Source organism: Streptococcus oralis, from assembly GCF_019929345.1.
In the GTDB taxonomy this organism is placed as follows: domain Bacteria; phylum Bacillota; class Bacilli; order Lactobacillales; family Streptococcaceae; genus Streptococcus.
Map to the genome: position 1 here is coordinate 1 of NZ_JAHZPJ010000032.1, position 739 is coordinate 739.

At 49.0% G+C, this 739-nt stretch carries 1 pseudogene; it reads left to right on the plus strand.

From position 1 onward, the window contains the following. Positions 1 to 739 (plus strand): annotated as a pseudogene (locus tag K1I97_RS10075) (hypothetical protein); the annotation flags it as partial.

Genomic DNA, 739 nt, shown 5'->3' on the forward strand with positions numbered 1-739 from the left:
GATCGTCGGCACGGTTGCCTCAGGTGGTCTCTTAGCTCCTGCGAGCTTAGCTATAGGCACGACTCTTTTAGGGGGCGAAGCTGCCTATCGAGCGATTTCAGGAGAGACCATTACAGGTGAGGTTCTGTCAACAGAGCAGAGATTGTGGGCCGGTGCAGAGGCAGTTACGACTCTAGCATCAGGTGGTATCGGTACCTATATGAAGGGTGCCAACCTGACAGAGCGCACTGTCTCGCAAGGCTTGCTAAATGCGGATAAGGCTGCTCGTTATGGAGCCAATGCCTACGATGTCGCCCAGTTTGGTCATGACTTCAATGAAGATCCGAAAATGGCGCTGACCAACCTTGCGACTAGTCAGCTAGTTGGTCGTACCATTGGTCACCTTGGAAACAAATACAAAGCTTTCCGAGCAAGTAAAACTGGCAATGTCGATATCCGTAGTGGTGAAGCGACTGGCTTTAAAACCAACCTCAAAGATCGAGTCCGCACAGCTTGGACGGATATCAAGACTAAGACAGGTGATGTCAAGGTTCAAGTAGGAGAAGGTTTTGATAACTTCAAGAACCGTGTTTCCAATGTGAAGAATCGAGCCATGGCTTCAGGGGCAGAGAAGGTATCTGAAAAACTTGAGAATCTCAATGCAGAGTTGGGAGTTCGAAAACAGAACTTCCAGCGAAATCTGGCAGCCATGCAAGGACAACGAGAACTGGAGTTTCAATTATCAGGAGAAACTCCTGGA